The following is a 15,567-nucleotide window of genomic DNA, read 5'->3' on the forward strand; positions in this document are numbered from 1 at the left end:
CCCGTCGTAGGAGTGATGTATGAGCGCCGACCACCCGCCCGGACTCGACCTGGACCGGCTGCGCGCCCAGCTCGACCGCGAGCGCCCCGGTCTGGTGACCGGCCCCCTGACCGGCCGGCTGATCGAGGGCGGACGGTCGAACCTCACCTACGCGGTCTCCGACGGCGCCTCCCGGTGGGTCGTACGACGGCCCCCGCTCGGCCATGTCCTGGCCACCGCGCACGACATGCGGCGCGAGCACCGCGTGATCGACGCCCTGCACCCGACGAACGTGCCGGTCCCGCGCGCGGTGCTGCTGTGCGAGGACGAGGACGTGCTCGGAGCGCCGTTCTACGTCATGGAGTTCGTCGAGGGCACCCCCTACCGCACGGCTCAGCAGCTCGCCCCGCTGGGCGCCGAGCGCACCCGGAACGCGGTGCTGTCCCTGGTGGACACGCTGGTCGAGCTGCACGCGGTGGACCCCGCCGAGGTGGGCCTCGCGGACTTCGGCCGCCCGGAGGGCTTCCTGGACCGGCAGCTGCGCCGCTGGGGCAAGCAGCTGGACGCCTCCCGCAACCGCGAGCTGGCCGGCATCGACGAACTGCACGCGGCCCTGGGCCGGGAGCTGCCGCGGTCGCCCGCCCCCGCCGTCGTGCACGGCGACTACCGGCTCGACAACGTCCTCATCGGCGCGGACGACCGGATCAACGCGATCCTCGACTGGGAGATGTCCACCCTCGGCGACCCGCTCACCGACCTGGGCCTGCTGGTGATGTACAGCCGGCCGCTGGGCATGCCCCACTCCCCCGTCTCCACCACCGCCGAGGCGCCCGGACACCCCTCTCCCGAGGAGCTGGTCCAGCGGTACGCCGAGCGCTCGGGCCGCGACGTCTCGGCCGTCTCCTGGTACGAGGCGTTCGCCTGGTTCAAGCTCGCCGTGATCCTCGAGGGCATCCACTACCGGTACACCCTCGGCCAGACGGTCGGACGCGGCTTCGACCGGATCGGGGACCTCGTGCCCGTCTTCATCGACCACGGACTGACCACTCTTCAGGAAGGCTGACCAGTCATGGACTTCGCGTTCGACGCGCGCACCGAGGAGCTGCGCGCCAAGCTGCTCGCCTTCATGGACGAGTACGTCTACCCCGCCGAGCCGGTGGCGGAGGAGCAGCGGGCCGCGCTGGCCTCGCCGTGGGACACCCCGGCCGTGGTCGAGGAGCTGAAGGCCGAGGCCCGCAGGCAGGGCCTGTGGAACCTCTTCCTGCCCGACGCCGAGCACGGCGCGGGACTCACCAACCTCCAGTACGCCCCGCTCGCGGAGATCACCGGCCGCTCCCCGCATCTGGCGCCCACCGCGACCAACTGCGCGGCTCCCGACACCGGGAACATGGAGGTGCTGGCGCAGTTCGGCGACGAGCGGCAGAAGAAGCAGTGGCTGGAGCCGCTGCTGGCGGGCGAGATCCGCTCGGCGTTCGCGATGACCGAGCCGGAGGTGGCCTCCTCGGACGCCACCAACATCACCACGCACATCGAGCGGGACGGCGACGAGTACGTCATCACCGGCCGCAAGTGGTACATCTCCGGCGCGATGAACCCCGACTGCGCGATCTTCATCGTGATGGGCAAGACGGACCCGGACGGCGCCGACATCCGCCGCCAGCAGTCCATGGTCCTGGTGCCGCGCGACACGCCGGGCGTCACCGTCAGGCGCGCCATGCAGGTCTTCGGCTACGAGGACCACTCGCACGGCGGCCACGCCGAGGTCGTCTTCGACCACGCGCGCGTGCCGGTCACCAACCTGATCGGCGAGGAGGGCGGCGGCTTCGCCATCGCCCAGGCCCGGCTCGGCCCCGGCCGGATCCACCACTGCATGCGGCTGATCGGCATGGCCGAGCGGGCGATCGAGCTGATGTGCCGGCGGGCCGCGTCCCGTACGGCGTTCGGCAAGGCGCTGGCCCAGCAGGGTGTGGTCCAGAACTGGATCGCGGACGCCCGGGTGACGGTGGAGCAGCTCAGGCTGCTGGTGCTGAAGACGGCCTGGCTGATGGACACCGTCGGCAACAAGGGCGCCCACACCGAGATCCAGGCCATCAAGATCGCGACCCCGCGCGCGGTGGTCGGCATCCTGGACCGGGCTATCCAGCTGCACGGCGCGGGCGGGGTGAGCCAGGACTTCCCGCTGGCCGAGCTGTACGCCGGCGCCCGCACCCTGATGCTGGCGGACGGCCCGGACGAGGTGCACCAGCGCTCGCTGGCCCGGCGGGAGCTGAAGAAGTACCTGTAAGGGCGCACAGGCGAGGGGCGGCTCCCCTGGGGAGCCGCCCCTCACGCGTGCGCGGTCACGGGCGCAGCGCCCGCAGCAGCAGGTCGGCGAGGTGGTCGGCGACCTGCTGCGGGGTGAGGGGGCCGTCCGGGCGGTACCAGGTGGACAGGTGGTGGACGGAGCCGAAGTGGTAGTCCACCACCAGGTCGGCCGGGGTCGCCGTGGAGAAGACGCCCGCCTTCTGGCCCTCCTCGATCAGCGCGCGGAAGCGTTCGTGGTAGCGCCGGCGCTCGGCGCGCACCTGCTTGTTCTTCTCCGGGCTGAGGTGGTGCATGGACCGGAAGAAGATCGACGCGTCGTCGAGGTTGTCGATCGTCGTGACGACCACGTCCGCCGCGGCGGCTCTGAGCCGTTCCTCCACCGGCGCGTCCATGCCGGCGAAGTGGTCGAGCCGTTCCTGCTGGATGCGCAGCACGCGCGCGTACACCTCGTGCAGGAGGTCGTCCTTGGAACCGAAGTAGTGGTACAGCGCCCCCTTGGTGACGCCGGCCGCCTCCACGATCTCCTGCACGGAGGTGCGGTCGTAGCCCTGCTCCGCGAAGAGCCGGGTGGCGGCGGCCAGCAGCCGCTGCGGAACGGGGGTCCCGTCTCCGTCCGTCGTCCTGGGCACTGCCGCCACCTGCCTTTCCGTGATGCTTACCGAATGTCCTGCGCCCGGGAACGCAGTTCCCGACGGAGGATCTTGCCACTCGCCGTCTTGGGCAGGTCGGGCAGGATCTCCACCTGACGCGGGTATTTGTAGGCGGCCAGTCTCTCCTTGCAGTACGCCGCGAGTTCGTCCGGGGTCGCCCCGGCGCCCGGACGCAGGCTGATGTACGCCCGCACGGTCTCGCCACGGTAGCCGTCCGGGACGCCGACGACGGCCGCCTCGCGCACCGCCGGGTGGGTGTAGAGCACGTCCTCGACCTCGCGGGGCCACACCTTGAAGCCAGAGGCGTTGATCATGTCCTTCTTGCGGTCGACGACGTAGAGCCAGCCCTGCTCGTCCATGAAGCCGATGTCGCCGGTGCGCAGCTCGCCGTCCGGGAAGGACTCGGCGGTGGCGTCCGGGCGCCGCCAGTAGCCGGGGACCACCTGCGGCCCGCGTACGACGATCTCGCCCTGCTCCCCGAAGGGCACCTCCTCGCCGCGCTCGTCCACGATCCGGACGATCGTGTCGGCGCCGGGCAGGCCCACCGACAGCGTCCCGGAGACGGGGTCCACGGGCGCCTCCAGGCCGGGCGGGACCGAGGCGCAGGGCGCGGTGCACTCGGTGAGGCCGTAGCCGACCCGGATGTACGGCCCGAAGCGCTCGCGGAACGTCTCCACCAGGGCCGGGGGCACGGGCGCGCCGCCGGAGGAGATGTTGACGAAGGAGGCGAAGTGCTCGGGGGTGGCGTCCGGGCGGGCGGCCAGCGCCATGAACGCGGTGGACGGTCCGACCGTGTAGTGCGGGTGGTGCTCGGCGAAGGCCTCCAGGACCACTCCGGGCTCGAAGCGGTAGGTGAGCACCAGGGTGCCGGCGCTGTTCAGGCAGGCGCCGAACTGGCACACCATGCCGGTGATGTGGAACAGCGGGGCGAGCGCGTAGTAGACGGGCGCCTCGGGCAGCGCAAGCCCGGTCCGCTGCCGCTCGGCGTTGTGCATGATGTTGCCGTGCGTGTTGGTGGCGCCCTTCGGCGTGCCGCTCGTACCGGAGGTGTAGCTGATCAGCGCGATGTCGCCGGGGCGCGGGTCGCGGCCCTCCGGTGCCGTGCCGCCCTGCCGGGCGACGGCCACGAGGTCGTCGGCGTCCGGAGCCTGGGGCAGGTGCTCGAAACCGAGCACGCGCGCGTCGTCGCGGGTCTGGAAATCCCGCTCGGTCGCGGTGAGCACGATCCGCACCGGCGAGTCGGCGGCGGTCTTCCTGAGGTACGCCTCCCAGGCCCGGTCGGAGCAGATCAGCCCGGTCACCTCGGCGTCGTGCAGGATGTGCCCCATCTCGCCCGACTTGTACATGGGGTTGACCGGGACGACGGTCGCGCCGGCCTTCCAGGCGCCGAGGACGGCGAGCACGAAGTGCGGGGAGTTCTGCAGCAGCACGGCCACCCGGTCGCCGCGCTCCAGGCCGCGCGCGGCGAGGTGGGCGGCGACGGAGTCGCTCAGCTCGTCCACCTCGCGGTAGCTCAGCCGGGCGTCGAAGTAGGCGAGGAAGGTGCGCTCGGGCGCCTCGGCGACGGCGGTCCGCAGGGCGTGCACCAGCGAGTCGGCGGGGTCGATCGGGGCGCGCTGGGCGTCGTCGAGCAGGGCGAGCCAGGGGCGCGCCGCGTACCGGGAGGCGGTCACCGGGACTCCTCCCACGTGCGCTGGACGCGGTTCATGCCGGCCAGCCAGCGGTCGGGGGCGGTGGCCCGCGCCGCGTAGTACCCGGCGACCTCGGGGTGCGGCAGGATCAGGAAGCGGTCCTCCTCGATGCCCCGCAACAGGGCGTCGGCGACGGCGTCCGGTTCGATCGCGTTCGGCCGCAGCACCAGGTCGCCGGCGCTGCCGGTGGCGGCCAGCATGTCGGTGCGCACGCCCTGCGGGCAGATCGCGTGCACCTTCAGGCCCCGGTGGCGGTAGGTCAGCGACAGCCACTCGGCGAAGGCGTAGGCGCCGTGCTTGGTGACGCTGTAGGAGGGCGCGCCGATCATGGTGAGCAGCCCGGCCGCCGACACGGTGGACACGAACCGCCCGGCGCCGCGCTCCAGCCAGTCCGGCAGCAGCTCGTGGGCGGCGCGGACGTGCGCCATCACGTTGACGTCCCAGGAGACCGCCCAGGACCTCTCGTCGAGCAGGCCGTCCGCGCCGCCGTCCTCGAAGGCGACGCCGGCGTTGGCGCAGTAGACGTCGACGGCGCCGCCGAGCGCGTCGCGGGCGTCGCCGACGCTCGCGGAGGCGTCACCGGGCACGGCGATCCCGCCGATCTCCTCGGCGACCGCCTTGGCCTTGTCGCCGTCCAGGTCGTTCACGACCACGCGGGCGCCCTCGGCGGCGAACCGCCGGGCCAGCGCGGCGCCGATCCCTCCGCCGGCCCCGGTGACGACCACTCCCGCATCCTGCACGGATTCCACCATCGGTCTCCTTCGACACGACTCAGCGCGGCGCGCATCGGCTCTGCTCGAGCGAGACTAACCGGTCGGTATGTGTGAAGGAAGGCCCACTGCCTCAACCTCTAGCCATGCATCTGTCCAGACGGAACCTCCTCGCATCGGCAACCGTGGCAGCACTTCCCGCATCCCTTCCCGCCACGCCCGGCCACCGTGACGAACCGCACACGGGGTTCGAGCGGCTCGCGGCCGACGGCTACGCCCTGCTGAAGGGCGCGCGCGTCGGCATCGTCACCAACCCCACCGGGGTCACCCGCGACGTCCGGCACATCGTCGACGTCATGCACGCCGATCCCCGCGTGCGGCTGACCGCCGTCTTCGGCCCGGAGCACGGCTTCCGCGGCACCGCGCAGGCCGGCGGCTCCGAGGGCCGCTACGACGACCCGGCGACCGGCCTGCCCGTCTACGACACGTACCTCAAGAGCGGACAGCAGCTCGCCGACGTCTTCACCGCCGCCGGCGTCGACACGGTCGTCTTCGACATCCAGGACGTCGGCGCCCGCTTCTACACCTACATCTGGACGCTGTACGACTGCATGGAGGCCGCGCAGCTCGCGGGCAAGCGGTTCGTCGTCCTGGACCGGCCCAATCCGGTGACCGGCCGCCAGGCCCTCGGGCCGGTGCTGCACAAGGAGTTCGCCACGTTCGTCGGCCGGCAGCCGATCGCGCAGGCCCACGGCATGACCGTCGCCGAGCTGGCGCGGCTGTTCAACGGGGAGTTCCTGAGCAGGCCGGTCGAGCTGGACACGGTCCTGATGACCGGCTGGAAGCGCTCGGACTGGTACGACACCGCCGCGCTGCCCTGGGTGCCGCCGAGCCCGAACATGCCGACCCCGGACACGGCGCTCGTCTACTCCGGCACCTGCATGTTCGAGGGCACCAACGTCTCCGAGGGCCGGGGCACCACCAGACCGTTCGAACTGCTCGGCGCCGAGGGCATCGACGGCCGCTGGGCCGCCGCCGTCAACGAACTCGCGCTGCCCGGCGTGCGGTTCCGCGAGGCGTACTTCGCGCCCACCTTCTCCAAGTTCCAGGGCAAGACGGTCGGCGGGGTGCAGATCCACGTCCACGACCGGGCCGCCTACGACCCCGTACGCACCGGGATCGCGCTGCTGGTGACCGCCAGGAAGGTCTGGGACGGCTTCGCCTGGCGGTCGGACGACTGGATCGACAAGCTCACCGGCTCCACCCGGGTGCGCACGATGATCGACGCGGGCGCCGGCACGGACGAGGTGGTCGGCGCCTGGCAGGAGGAGCTGGCCGCGTTCCGGCGGATCCGCAGGCAATACCTGCTGTACAGGTGAGCCGCACCGGATGAGCCGCACTGTATGGCCAACTTCGCCCCCGCGCAGGACGATACGCCCGTAACGCATCGTTTCCGGGGGGACGAGGGAGCCTGGCATGGCGGATCCTGGGATGAGCGTGACTCCCTACTGGGAGCTGACCTTCGACGCGGACGGGGACGTGGACGGCCCCGAACGCGACCGGCTGGTGGCGCAGGTCACGGCGCGGGGCGTCCGTGACCTGATCGTCTTCGCCCACGGCTGGAACAACGACCGCTCGGGCGCGACCGCGCTGTACCGGAGCTTCTTCGCGCCGGTCCCCGCGCTCGCGCCCCGGGCCCGGCTCGGGTACGTCGGGGTGATCTGGCCGTCGATGCGGTTCAGCGACGAGCCGATCCCCGACTTCCCGCGCTCCGTGGCCGCCACGGAGGCCCAGGCGGCTCCCGGTCCCGCGCTGGACAAGGACACCCGGCGCGCCCTGCTCGCGGCCTTCCCCGGCCGGGCGTCCGTGATCGACCGGCTGGCCCGGATGCTGGACGAACGGCCCGCCGGCACCGGCGCGTTGACGGAGTTCGGGCGGCTGGCGGGGCTGCTGGTGGAGGACGGGCGGCGGCAGGGCACGGCCGACACGGACGAGGACGGCGAGCCGACCGTGTTCACCGGTGACCCGGCGACCGCCTGCGCCGAGTTCGCCGACGCGCTCGCGGCAGCCGGCTCACCCGGCGCGCCGGGCGAGGGCTTCAGCCTTCCGAACCCCTGGGACGGCGCCAAGGAACTGCTGCGGCAGGCCACGTACTACACGATGAAACGGCGGGCCGGCACGGTCGGCGCGCACGGACTCGGGCCGGTGCTCGGGCAGTTGGCGCACGCGGCGCCCGGGGTGCGGGTGCATCTGGCCGGGCACAGCTTCGGCGGGCGGCTGGTGTCGTTCGCGCTGCTCGGGCTGCCCGACGGGGTGGGCACGGTGAAGTCCGTGACCCTGCTCCAGGGCGCCTTCTCGCACTACGCCTTCGCGGACCGGCTGCCGCAGGCCCCGCACAAGGCGGGGGCGCTCAAGGACCGGCAGCGGCGGATCGACGGCCCGCTGGTGTGCTGCTACTCGCACTTCGACACGGCGCTCGGCACGTTCTATCCGCTGGCTTCCCGGCTGGCCGGGGACGACCGCTCGTGCCTCGGCCACGAGATCGCCGCCGTGCTGGGACCTCAGTGGGGCGCGATGGGACACGACGGGGTGCAGGCGGTACCGGGGACCGCCCGGCTCGACCTCGCGGCAGCCCTGGCCGGCGGCCTGCCCGCGAGAGGCTGCGCCAACGTCGACGCGGCCGCGGTCGTCCGCCGCGGCGGCCCACCGCCCGGCGCGCACAGCGACATCCTGCACCCCGAACTGGCCCGGGTGATACTGGCGGCGGGCCGCATCGCATGACCCGCCGCCCGCGTCACCTCACCGGTGCGACGTGTACTCCACGACCTGCTGGAACGTCGGCCGGTTCTGCCAGCTGATCTTGCCGTGTTTGATGCCGCCCAGGGTGCGCTGGACGATGGAGTCGGCGCACCACTGGTCGCCGGCCGAGCACTGGTCGTCGCCCGGGTAGACCTGCGCGGCGGTCATCCCGGCCGCCTGGTCCAGGGTGCTGATCAGCATGTCCCGGCAGGCGCTGAGGCTGCCGCCGCCGCAGTACTTCTCGGTGAGGCCGCCCCGCACGTTCTCCCCGAGCACCGCCCGGATGTCCTTGTCGACATAGCTCCACCAGCCGTACTGGAAGGAGCTTCCCGCGTGCGAGCCGGTCGGGCCGTGTCCGGCGGACGGCGCCTCGTCGACGGACAGGTTGTTCGTGAAGGCGTTGTACAGATCGCTGCCGAGGCCCGGTTCGAACTCCGCCTTGACCAGCAGCGGCCACCAGGCGTCCAGGATGCGGATCGCGTCGGCGTCGGCGTAGGTGTGCGAACCGGCGGACGTCTCCGTGCGCTTGGCGCCCGCGTTCACCCACGCCTTCAGCTTGGCGACCGCCGCGGCGGCCGTGGAGTCGGTCACCGTGGAGGAGTCGATCACCTTCAGCAGCTTCGGCAGCACGTCCTCGGCGCGCAGGTCGGCGAGGGCCGCGTCGGCCATGGCCTGCACCAGCTTGGTGCGGGTCACCCCGCCGGCCGCGACCAGCTTCTTCACCCGGTCCTCGAGCAGGTTGCCGCGGTGCACGGACCCGTCGCCCCAGGACGCGGTCGTGTAGTCCTTGGCCTGCTTGTTGTTCCAGGAGACGTAGTAGTCCTGGTCGACCGAGCCCGGGTGGGCGGAGGCCGGGGTGTAGTCGGCGGTGTTGGTGGCCGGGTCCCAGTTCCGCCACTCGTACGCCGGCAGCGCCCAGACCGGGAACTCCGCGTCGACACCGGACGCCCGGACCGGGTTGTCACCGCTGTTGTAGTACGCGGTGTGCTGGGAGTCGGCGTAGAACCAGTTGAAGGTGAAGTTGATGTGCTGGGCCGCGGCCTGGAAGTCCTGGGGGCCCTTGACGAAGCCGGGGTCGTTCAGCATCTGGAAGCCGATGATCGAGTCGGCCTCGTGCAGATAGGACGAGCGCAGGGTGGTGTAGGCGACCTTCTTGCCGCCGACGGTCGCCCGGTACTCCACCGGGCCGTACTTCGTCCGCCACACCCGCATGGTGTACGACCCCGCGGGGGTGCTGTCGGCCGTGGTCGGCGACCAGGAGTTCTTCTGCTCGACCTCGTCCATGGCCGTACAGGCGCCGTGGTACAGGTAGTGGTGGTCGTCCTGGCACAGTTCGACGGCGTAGGTGTCGATGATGTCCTGGCCCGAGGTGGTCGCGCTCCAGGAGTAGTCCTGGCCGCGGCCGAGTTCGACGTACATGCTCAGGCCGGCGAAGGAGGCGCCGCGGGCGCTGATGCCGGGGCCCTGGATCTCCTGGAGCATGAGCAGCTGCGGCGCGAAGTAGCCGGTCTGCGGCCCGAAGACGGCGATCGGGTGGCCGCTCGCGGTGTACTTGCCGCTCACGACGAGCGCGTTGGACATGCCGCGCCGGGCCGAGCCGAGCGTGGTCTTCGCCGCGGTGGCCGAGGCGTTCTTGGCGGCGGTGGTGGTCGCGCTGCCCGTACGGTCGTAGACCAGCGGTTCCTGGGTGACCGAGCCGGCGTCGGGCAGCGCCTCGCCCTTGGCGTCGGCGGGTTTGCCGCCGTACGGGAAGCTCTGGCCGTCGTGGACGGTCAGGACGGCCTCGGGGTCGTTGCGCTCGCGGAAGGACTCCCAGACCTTGGTGCCCTCCTCGACGCCGTACTTCTGCTGGGCGGCGAGCAGGGAGAGGGCGTTGTTCACCTCACCGCCCCCGCCGGAGCCGAAGAGGGAGCCGATGACGGAGGCCAGCGCCACGAGGTCGGTGACCTTGAAGTGCTCGATGGTGCCGGCGTTGGTGATCGCGTCCTTGTGGCCGGTCAGGACGTACTCGCCGGGGAAGTAGCGGCCGCTGTCGGAGGCGTCGATGTAGGCGTTGACGCCGTCGAGGTAGGCCTTGACGTCGGCGAGGGCCTGCTGACCGCGGGCGCCGTTGTCGGCCACGGCCTTGTCGATCTGCGCCTGGAGGTCGGCCTCGGTGTAGGGGGCGTTGCGGTAGAACTGCTGCTCCAGGCCCTGGTTGGCGGCGGCGCCGCCGGCGAAGGAGGTCAGCTGGCCGCGGCCGACGTGCCGGAAGACGTCCATCAGCCACAGCCGGTCCTCGGCCGCCGCGTACCCGGCGCCGTACTCGGTGCCGTACCGGGTGGTGCCGGTGATGTGCGGCACACCGCTCTTCTTGTCCCGGACGATCGTGACGTCGCCGCGTCCGCCGGGCTTCTCGCTGGAGGCGACCTGGTCGGAGGGGACGCCGAAGGAGGCGTCGTTGAAGAAGGTGTTGACGGTCGAGTCGGTCAGGCCCGAGTAGCCGGTGGCCAGGTTGGCGTACGGGCCCAGCTGGTCCTCGGCGTGCGAGGGCTGGGTGCCGAAGGCCTGGTTGAGCAGGATCTGGGCGAGGGTGGCGTTGCCGTTCTCGCCGGGCGGCAGGATGTCGGAGCACTGGCCGCCGCAGTAGTCGTTCGGGGCGGCGGCGGTGGCGGCGGCCGCCTGCTGGGTGAGGGGGGAGAGAAGTCCGGCGACGAGAACGCATATGGACGCCGTCTTCAGGAACCCGGGGAAGCGGCGGGACGTTCTCAGTCTGTCAAGGGTGGTCCGTGGGGTTCGCCGTGGCATGGCAGCTCCTAGCGACAGAGGTGGCCGAACGTTACCGCCGGTATCCCCAGCTTTAAAGATGAACATGCGTCACTTTCCGGAGTCCGCAAGCAGAACGCACGAGAAGACCAAGGAAGAGATGGAGCCGAATCGCCTGTCGATACGTCTATTCGGCGACGTCCGTGCGACGACGCCGAAGTGACCGAAGTACAGGTGCAGGTGTGACGGAGGTGCAGGGCGATGGCAGGTTTCCGGAGTCTGGCGAGACAAGTACGAGATCCGCGCTGCGATCTGGCGCTGCGGCGGTACTCACTGCGCAAGTGCCTTGAGAAGTTCGCCCCTTACGGCCATCGGGCGACCTGGGACCATCTGTGCTCCCGGGCGGGCTTCGGGCCCGAGGACCGCTCCCCCGACCCGGCGCGGCTCGTGGCCGCACTGGAGGAGCTGGAGGAGGCCCGGTCCGTCTGGCTCGCCTACGAGACCGACTTCACCGAGCGGCGCAGGAAGGAGAAGCACGACGGGCTGCGCCGGCCGGGCAGCGTGGACGACTGGCACCGGCTGACCTGGGGCGGCTTCGGCGTCGCCTGGTGCGACGACCCGCGGGTCCACCCGCACGAGCCGTTGGCGGAGGTGCTGCGCCGGCTGATCGCCGCGCTGAACCGGGAACCGGGCTCGTGCTGCCCGGTGTGCGGCGGCGACCGCCTGGTCTGGCGGTACGGCCTGGACCACGAGCCGTCCTCCGGCCCGGTCTGCACCGACTGCGGCATCCTCGTGCCGCGCCCGGTCCTCACACCGCGGGCACTGGAGTCCGCCCGCCGGGGGGCACTGCTGATGTCGGCCTGAGCACCGGGCCGCTGGTCAACGGGGGGCTTTTCCAAGGGGGGCGTGCAGGGGGTGCCGCGCCCCCTGCGCTGTCGGCGACCCGGCCCGTTGTCGGTGCCGACCTGCACCATCGGGGCATGGTGCAGGTGTGTCTCAACGGAAGCCGTTCGGCCGCCGAGGGCGCGGTGCTGCCGTTGACGCCCGAGGAGTTGGCCCGTGCGGCGGCACAGGCCGTGGCGGCCGGGGCCACGCAGGTGCACGTCCATCCGAAGACGCCGTGCGGGCGGGACAGCCTCTCCCCGCGCGTCCTCGCCGCGACCCTGGAGGCGATAGGGTCCCGGGTGCGGGTGCCGGTCGGCGTGACCACGGGCGCCTGGGCGGAGCCCGATCCCGCGGTCCGTCTCGCCCGGGTGCGCAGCTGGTCCGTGCTGCCCGACTTCACCTCGGTCAACTGGCATGAGCCGGGCGCCGAAGCGGTCGCCGGACAACTCCTCGCCCTGGGCGTGGGCGTCGAGGCGGGCATCTGGTCCGGCACCGACGGCGCGGCCCGCTTCGCGGCCTCACCCCTCGGGCCGAGGGTGCTGCGCGTACTGGCCGAGGTGACCGACCCCGACCCGGCGACCGCCGAGGACTCGGCGCGCTCACTCCTCGCCGGCCTGGGCCCGGCGCACGGCCGCCCGGTGCTGCTGCACGGCGAGGAGGGCGGCACCTGGCCGGTGCTGCGGCTGGCCGCCCGGCTGGGCCTGGCCACCCGGATCGGCCTGGAGGACACCCTGTTCCTGCCGGACGGCCGACGGGCGTCCGGCAACGCTCAACTGGTCGCCGAGGGGCTGCTCCAGTACGGGTCGTTCCAGCGCTCGTCGTAGGGCAGCCCGACGAGCCGGGCGCGGATCGCCAGGTCCGTCTCCCCCTGGCCGATCAGCCGCTCGGGACCGTGCCGTGCGAGCCAGGCCTGAAGTCCGGCGACAGCGGCGGCCTTGTCGTCCGGGGTCCACCAGGTGAACGGCCAGTCGTCGTTGACCAGGTCGTACAGCCAGCTCCGGGCGCAGTCCACGAGATGCGCGTCGGCGACCGGACCGTCCGGCCAGCGCTCGAGCAGCGGGGTCATGGCGCGCAGGATGGAGACACAGGTCTCGAAGATGTCGTGGGCGCTGTACGGCGGCTCGGGCGTGGCGAGCACGTCCTGCCACCAGGCGAGCACGAACGCCTCGACGGCCGCGGCCTGCTCGGCCGGCCAGGAGCGCCAGTCCACCCGGCTCAGCCCGTGCGGCGCCCAGCCGATGTCGTCGAGGGTGCCGTCCGCCATCGCGTGCGCGCACTGGGGCAGCAGGCGCCGCATGACGGCGGCGTGGTCCTCGAAGTGGTCCGGCGTCTTGCGCAGGAAGCGGCTCAGCAGGCCGGGCGGGAGACGGGTGTACGGCGTGCGCAGATACGCGGTCTCCTCCGGTGCGAAACAGCGCTCGCAGCCGGTCTCGGCGGGGCTGGCGAAGCCGTTGAAGACGGTGTCGATGTCCGCGAGGGCGGCGGCAAGTGCGGGGTGCTGCATGGGAGTCGGGCCCCGTTCGCTACTCCGTGCCCGGCGTCGCCGCCGGCCGAAGAGGACGACGCTACCAGCGGCGCACACCGGCGCGTCGGCATCTTCGGCCGAGGACGCGGGGCCGTACGGCGCGCAACGGTGGCACCGAGTACGAGTGACCGGTCGCGCGGCGCTGTGGCCGGCAGCGCCCCGAAGGGGCGCGGGGAACTGCGCGATCAGCCACGACGGACCGGCAGTCGGCAGGCCACAGGACCCCCTCTCCCGTAGCCGAGCCTCACCGTCCCTCGGCCAGCAGTCGCGAGCCGGTCAGCCGCTCGCCGAAGACGTCGTCCGGGTTGGACAGGACGCAGTTCTCCAGGGAAAGGCATCCGCAGCCGATGCAGTCGGTCAGATGGTCGCGCAGGCGGTTCAGCTGCCTGATGCGTTCGTCGAGTTCCGAGCGCCACTTCTCGGACAGCCGCGCCCAGTCCTCCCGCGTCGGCGTCCGCTCCTCCGGCAGTTCCGCCAGCGCGTCGCGGATCGTGGCCAGCGGGATGCCGACCCGCTGGGCGGCCCGGACGAAGGCGACCCTGCGCAGGGTGTCGCGGCTGTACCGGCGCTGGTTGCCGGCTGTGCGGCGGCTGCTGATCAGGCCTTTGGACTCGTAGAAGTGCAGCGCGGACACCGCGGCGCCGCTGCGCGCGGACAACTGCCCGACGGTCAGCTCATGGATCTTCTCGGGAATCTGCGGCACCCCTGAGAGCCTAGCGGCAGCGTGCCGTTGACAGAGGCCCCGCACCCGACCATGCTAAGCAGTTGCTTAGAGCATGAGCGAGACGCGAGCGAGAGGCCGGGACATGGCAGAACCGAGGACCTTCACCTCCCCCGACGAGCTGAAGGCCGCTGTCGGCGAGCAGCTGGGGTACACCGACTGGCTGGAGGTCGACCAGAAGCGCATCGACCTGTTCGCCGAGGCCACCGGCGACCACCAGTGGATCCACGTCGACCCGGAGAAGGCCGCCGCGGGACCGTTCAAGACGACCATCGCCCACGGCTACCTGACCCTCTCGCTGCTGCCGCTCTTCGGACCGCAGCTGATCCGGGTCGAGGGCGTGAAGATGGGCGTGAACTACGGCACCAACAAGGTGCGCTTCCCCTCCCCCGTCCCGGTCGGCTCCCGGCTGCGCGCCACCGCGAAGATCACCGGCGTGGAGGACGTCACCGGCGGCGTGCAGGTGAGCGTCGCCTTCACCGTGGAGCGCGAGGGCGGCGACAAGCCGGCGTGCGTCGCGGAGTCGGTGTCCCGGTACTACCTGTAGCCGCCCGGGCTACTTCGCCCCGACCATCCGGAGTACGAGGTCGGCGTAGAGCGCGCCGACCTCCTCGGGGGTGAACGGGCCGTTCACGCTGAACCAGCGGGCCACGTCGATGCACAGCGACAGCACGGCGAGCGTGGTGCCCTGGACGTCCAGCACGTCGAACTCGCCCGAGGCGACGCCGTCCTCGATGATCCCGCGCACCTCGGCGTCGACCTGCCGGCGCAGCGCGACGATCTCCGCGCGCGCCTCGGGGCCGAGCGCGTCGAGCTCGTACTGCACGACCCGCGCGGTGGTGCGCCGCCCCGCGTGCCAGCGGACGAAGGAGCTGACCGCGTCGGCCAGCCGCTCGGTCGCGGTGCCCTCCCGCCGTGCGGCCGTGCGCAGGATGTCGAGGGCCTTGTCGTGGCCGATCCGGCTGATCCGGTGGAGCAGTTCTTCCTTGGTCTTGTAGTGGATGTAGAGCGCGGCCGGGCTCATGCCGGCGCGGCCCGCGATGTCGCGGGTGGTCGTCGCGTGGTAGCCGCGCTCGGCGAAGGCCTCCACGGCGGCGACGAGCAGCCGCCGGGCCGCGTCCGGGGTGACCTCTTCCCACGGCTCCACTTCGCCGCCGGTCGTCTCCTCCGCCGTACTCATCGCTCGCTCGCCCCTCTCGGTGACAGGAGCACCACCATACCGCCGACGGTGAGCGAGCGCTTAGCGTGGCTGTCCGGATCAGAGCTTCTCGAAGGGGTCGTGCTCGGCGAGGAGCTTCTCCAGCCGGGCCTGGTCGACGCGGCTGACGATCTGCCCGGCCTCCTGGCGGTCCCGGATCACCTTGGCGAGGGTGAAGGCGGAGGTGACGAGGTACAGGACCGCGATCGCGAGGAAGCCCCGGACCCAGGCGCTGGTGTCCAGCTGGTAGACGCCGACGGCCGTGGCCGCCAGGGCGATGGAGAAGGAGGCGACGGCCTGGCCGTAGAACGCGGCCGTGCTCTGCTGCTTGACCGGTGTGTCACTCATGGGAAGAGCATC

15 protein-coding genes are annotated in these 15,567 nt (G+C 71.9%); 7 read left to right on the forward strand and 8 right to left on the reverse strand.

Annotation, left to right across the window (positions count from 1 at the left end; translation table 11 throughout):
* The first annotated feature begins 19 nt into the window (after nt 1-19).
* Both AB0950_RS31385 and AB0950_RS31390 read left to right on the forward strand, forming a co-directional pair.
* Complete coding sequence (locus tag AB0950_RS31385) at nt 20-1,042, forward strand: phosphotransferase family protein (protein WP_360575501.1); 1,023 nt, start codon at nt 20-22, stop codon at nt 1,040-1,042.
* Between the two features lie 6 nt (nt 1,043-1,048).
* Nucleotides 1,049-2,263 carry an acyl-CoA dehydrogenase family protein gene (locus AB0950_RS31390; protein ID WP_366779924.1) on the forward strand — a complete coding sequence of 405 codons (1,215 nt, stop codon included), beginning with the start codon at nt 1,049-1,051 and terminating at the stop codon, nt 2,261-2,263.
* Between the two features lie 55 nt (nt 2,264-2,318).
* Here the strand turns inward: AB0950_RS31390 and AB0950_RS31395 are convergent, their stop codons facing one another.
* The 3 genes from AB0950_RS31395 to AB0950_RS31405 are packed head-to-tail and all read right to left on the reverse strand — an operon-like array spanning nt 2,319 to nt 5,376.
* On the reverse strand, nt 2,319-2,912 hold the full coding sequence (locus AB0950_RS31395) for a TetR/AcrR family transcriptional regulator (RefSeq protein ID WP_330340979.1): 594 nt from the start codon (nt 2,910-2,912) through the stop codon (nt 2,319-2,321).
* 26 nt (nt 2,913-2,938) lie between these two features.
* Entirely contained in the window at nt 2,939-4,606 is a 1,668-nt protein-coding gene (locus tag AB0950_RS31400; RefSeq protein WP_366779925.1) for an AMP-binding protein, read from the reverse strand.
* The gene (locus AB0950_RS31405; protein WP_366779926.1) at nt 4,603-5,376 is read right to left on the reverse strand and encodes an SDR family NAD(P)-dependent oxidoreductase; all 774 of its coding nucleotides are present in this window, start codon (nt 5,374-5,376) and stop codon (nt 4,603-4,605) included. The genes AB0950_RS31400 and AB0950_RS31405 overlap by 4 nt, the downstream gene beginning before the upstream one ends.
* 104 nt (nt 5,377-5,480) lie before the next feature.
* Between AB0950_RS31405 and AB0950_RS31410 the strand changes: the two genes are divergently transcribed.
* Both AB0950_RS31410 and AB0950_RS31415 read left to right on the forward strand, forming a co-directional pair.
* Nucleotides 5,481-6,713: a DUF1343 domain-containing protein gene (locus AB0950_RS31410; RefSeq protein ID WP_360575498.1), complete on the forward strand. Its 1,233-nt coding sequence runs from the start codon at nt 5,481-5,483 to the stop codon at nt 6,711-6,713.
* A gap of 97 nt (nt 6,714-6,810) precedes the next feature.
* A complete protein-coding gene (locus tag AB0950_RS31415) occupies nt 6,811-8,115 on the forward strand; it encodes a serine-threonine protein kinase (RefSeq protein WP_366779927.1) in 1,305 nt (434 codons plus the stop codon).
* An 18-nt stretch (nt 8,116-8,133) separates the two neighbouring features.
* Here the strand turns inward: AB0950_RS31415 and AB0950_RS31420 are convergent, their stop codons facing one another.
* Nucleotides 8,134-10,920, reverse strand: a complete 2,787-nt coding sequence (locus AB0950_RS31420; RefSeq protein ID WP_366779928.1) for a penicillin acylase family protein — start codon at nt 10,918-10,920, stop codon at nt 8,134-8,136.
* Nucleotides 10,921-11,139: 219 nt separating this feature from the next.
* Here AB0950_RS31420 and AB0950_RS31425 point away from each other — a divergent pair, with 219 nt between their 5' ends.
* Both AB0950_RS31425 and AB0950_RS31430 read left to right on the forward strand, forming a co-directional pair.
* On the forward strand, nt 11,140-11,742 hold the full coding sequence (locus tag AB0950_RS31425; protein ID WP_360159070.1) for a hypothetical protein: 603 nt from the start codon (nt 11,140-11,142) through the stop codon (nt 11,740-11,742).
* A gap of 116 nt (nt 11,743-11,858) precedes the next feature.
* The gene (locus tag AB0950_RS31430; RefSeq protein ID WP_360575495.1) at nt 11,859-12,587 is read left to right on the forward strand and encodes a 3-keto-5-aminohexanoate cleavage protein; all 729 of its coding nucleotides are present in this window, start codon (nt 11,859-11,861) and stop codon (nt 12,585-12,587) included.
* Here the strand turns inward: AB0950_RS31430 and AB0950_RS31435 are convergent.
* Nucleotides 12,533-13,267 (reverse strand): hypothetical protein, encoded by a 735-nt coding sequence (locus tag AB0950_RS31435; RefSeq protein ID WP_360159065.1) that lies wholly within the window; start codon nt 13,265-13,267, stop codon nt 12,533-12,535. The genes AB0950_RS31430 and AB0950_RS31435 overlap by 55 nt on opposite strands.
* Before the next feature lie 265 nt (nt 13,268-13,532).
* The gene (gene soxR, locus AB0950_RS31440; protein ID WP_360159062.1) at nt 13,533-13,991 is read right to left on the reverse strand and encodes a redox-sensitive transcriptional activator SoxR; all 459 of its coding nucleotides are present in this window, start codon (nt 13,989-13,991) and stop codon (nt 13,533-13,535) included.
* 103 nt (nt 13,992-14,094) lie between these two features.
* On the opposite strand from soxR, the gene AB0950_RS31445 reads away from it, so the two are divergent.
* Nucleotides 14,095-14,556 (forward strand): MaoC family dehydratase, encoded by a 462-nt coding sequence (locus tag AB0950_RS31445; protein ID WP_360159059.1) that lies wholly within the window; start codon nt 14,095-14,097, stop codon nt 14,554-14,556.
* A 9-nt stretch (nt 14,557-14,565) separates the two neighbouring features.
* On the opposite strand, the gene AB0950_RS31450 is transcribed toward AB0950_RS31445, so the two are convergent.
* Both AB0950_RS31450 and AB0950_RS31455 read right to left on the reverse strand, forming a co-directional pair.
* Entirely contained in the window at nt 14,566-15,189 is a 624-nt protein-coding gene (locus tag AB0950_RS31450; RefSeq protein WP_360159056.1) for a TetR/AcrR family transcriptional regulator, read from the reverse strand.
* 78 nt (nt 15,190-15,267) lie between these two features.
* The gene (locus tag AB0950_RS31455) at nt 15,268-15,555 is read right to left on the reverse strand and encodes a YiaA/YiaB family inner membrane protein (protein ID WP_360575493.1); all 288 of its coding nucleotides are present in this window, start codon (nt 15,553-15,555) and stop codon (nt 15,268-15,270) included.
* Nucleotides 15,556-15,567: the final 12 nt, after the last annotated feature.

This window comes from Streptomyces sp. NPDC007189 (assembly GCF_040703635.1).
Classification (GTDB): Bacteria; Actinomycetota; Actinomycetes; order Streptomycetales; family Streptomycetaceae; genus Streptomyces.

Coding starts and splice junctions, on each gene's coding strand:
- AB0950_RS31405 (WP_366779926.1), bottom strand. CDS start 5,376: ATGGTGGAATCCGTGCAGGATGCGGGAGTGGTCGTCACCGGGGCCGGC.
- AB0950_RS31385 (WP_360575501.1), top strand. CDS start 20: ATGAGCGCCGACCACCCGCCCGGACTCGACCTGGACCGGCTGCGCGCC.
- AB0950_RS31410 (WP_360575498.1), top strand. CDS start 5,481: ATGCATCTGTCCAGACGGAACCTCCTCGCATCGGCAACCGTGGCAGCA.
- AB0950_RS31390 (WP_366779924.1), top strand. CDS start 1,049: ATGGACTTCGCGTTCGACGCGCGCACCGAGGAGCTGCGCGCCAAGCTG.
- AB0950_RS31435 (WP_360159065.1), bottom strand. CDS start 13,267: ATGCAGCACCCCGCACTTGCCGCCGCCCTCGCGGACATCGACACCGTC.
- AB0950_RS31445 (WP_360159059.1), top strand. CDS start 14,095: ATGGCAGAACCGAGGACCTTCACCTCCCCCGACGAGCTGAAGGCCGCT.
- AB0950_RS31430 (WP_360575495.1), top strand. CDS start 11,859: ATGGTGCAGGTGTGTCTCAACGGAAGCCGTTCGGCCGCCGAGGGCGCG.
- AB0950_RS31455 (WP_360575493.1), bottom strand. CDS start 15,555: ATGAGTGACACACCGGTCAAGCAGCAGAGCACGGCCGCGTTCTACGGC.
- AB0950_RS31420 (WP_366779928.1), bottom strand. CDS start 10,920: ATGCCACGGCGAACCCCACGGACCACCCTTGACAGACTGAGAACGTCC.
- AB0950_RS31425 (WP_360159070.1), top strand. CDS start 11,140: ATGGCAGGTTTCCGGAGTCTGGCGAGACAAGTACGAGATCCGCGCTGC.
- AB0950_RS31450 (WP_360159056.1), bottom strand. CDS start 15,189: ATGAGTACGGCGGAGGAGACGACCGGCGGCGAAGTGGAGCCGTGGGAA.
- AB0950_RS31415 (WP_366779927.1), top strand. CDS start 6,811: ATGGCGGATCCTGGGATGAGCGTGACTCCCTACTGGGAGCTGACCTTC.